This is a genomic window from Corynebacterium tuberculostearicum (genome assembly GCF_032821615.1).
Classification (GTDB): domain Bacteria; phylum Actinomycetota; class Actinomycetes; order Mycobacteriales; family Mycobacteriaceae; genus Corynebacterium; species Corynebacterium tuberculostearicum_H.
This window is the reverse complement of record NZ_JAVBIF010000044.1, coordinates 1-1,861: the sequence shown is the minus strand read 5'-3', so window position 1 is coordinate 1,861 and position 1,861 is coordinate 1. Positions and strand designations below refer to the sequence as shown.

The following is a 1,861-nucleotide window of genomic DNA, read 5'->3' as shown; positions in this document are numbered from 1 at the left end:
GCCTGGGGAGTACGGCCGCAAGGCTAAAACTCAAAGGAATTGACGGGGGCCCGCACAAGCGGCGGAGCATGTGGATTAATTCGATGCAACGCGAAGAACCTTACCTGGGCTTGACATACACTGGATCGGGCTAGAGATAGTCTTTCCCTTTGTGGCTGGTGTACAGGTGGTGCATGGTTGTCGTCAGCTCGTGTCGTGAGATGTTGGGTTAAGTCCCGCAACGAGCGCAACCCTTGTCTTATGTTGCCAGCATTTGGTTGGGGACTCATGAGAGACTGCCGGGGTCAACTCGGAGGAAGGTGGGGATGACGTCAAATCATCATGCCCCTTATGTCCAGGGCTTCACACATGCTACAATGGTCGGTACAACGCGCAGCGACACTGTGAGGTGGAGCGAATCGCTGAAAGCCGGCCTTAGTTCGGATTGGGGTCTGCAACTCGACCCCATGAAGTCGGAGTCGCTAGTAATCGCAGATCAGCAATGCTGCGGTGAATACGTTCCCGGGCCTTGTACACACCGCCCGTCACGTCATGAAAGTTGGTAACACCCGAAGCCGGTGGCCCAAACTTGTTAGGGAGCCGTCGAAGGTGGGATCGGCGATTGGGACGAAGTCGTAACAAGGTACCCGTACCGGAAGGTGCGGGTGGATCACCTCCTTTCTAAGGAGCTTTTATTTTTCGGGTGCAGTTGCACCCTTGGTTGGTTGAGTATGCGAGTGTCATGCTGCCAACTTTTATTGTTGAAAAATTGTCCGGGTGGAACACACACCTGATGAGACAAGCCGAGTGTTTGAATGGCGCTTTGTGACACACGTTGTCCATGCACAGTTGAACAAGAAATAATGTTGTTTGTATGTTGGTGCATTGTTGGGTGTCTGGGGCATTATCCCCCTTTTTTGTGCCTGACCATAAGGCTTGTTGACACTTATTGTGTTGGCAGGGTGTGGTTGGGGTGTTGTGTGAGAACTGTATAGTGGACGCGAGCATTAAACACAGATGAATGGGCCGTGTGGTTTGTTTGTGTGTGTTTGTGTGATTTCTTTTTTCTTTAATCAATTTTTTGTCAAGTTCACTTGTGTGGCCACCCGCATGTTTGTGTGTGGTGGTTTGTGTGTTCGTTATTAAGGGCGCATGGTGGATGCCTTGGCATGCTGAGCCGATGAAGGACGTGAAAGGCTGCGTTAAGCCTCGGGGAGTTGTCAATTAAGCGTTGATCCGAGGATGTCCGAATGGGGAAACCTGGCCCTGGTTATGTGGGGTTACCCTTCAGTGAATTCATAGCTGTTGTGGGGGTTTACGCGGGGAAGTGAAACATCTCAGTACCCGTAGGAGGAGAAAATAATAATGATTCTGCTAGTAGTGGCGAACGAACGTGGATGAGGCTAAACCGTGTGCATGTGATACCTGGTAGGGGTTGTGTGTGCGGTGTTGTGGGCCCCAATCGGCGGTGACTACCATCATCGTGCTCGTGTGTTGTTGTTAGGTGAAGTGGTTTGGAATGGCCTGCCGGAGAAGGTGAGAGTCCTGTAGTTGAAGACAATGGCATGTGGGTTGTTGGGTTGCCCGAGTAGCAGCGGGCTCGTGGAATCTGCTGTGAATCTGCCGGGACCACCCGGTAAGCCTAAATACTCAGTGTGACCGATAGTGTATGAGTACCGTGAGGGAATGGTGAAAAGTACCCCGGGAGGGGAGTGAAATAGTTCCTGAAACCATGTGCTTACAATCCGTCAGAGCACCGTTTGTGTGTGATGGCGTGCCTTTTGAAGAATGAGCCTGCGAGTCAGCGGCATGTCGCGAGGTTAACCCGTGTGGGGTAGCCGTAGGGAAACCGAATCCTAATGGGGTGTATAGTGGCATGTCC

The 1,861-nt window shown here is 51.9% G+C and carries 2 rRNA genes; both read left to right on the top strand.

Features of this window, described 5'->3' with window-relative positions:
- Positions 1-660: ribosomal RNA gene (locus tag RAE09_RS11795) — 16S ribosomal RNA — on the top strand; the annotation flags it as partial.
- A gap of 451 nt (positions 661-1,111) precedes the next feature.
- Positions 1,112-1,861 (top strand): 23S ribosomal RNA (locus tag RAE09_RS11790); the annotation flags it as partial.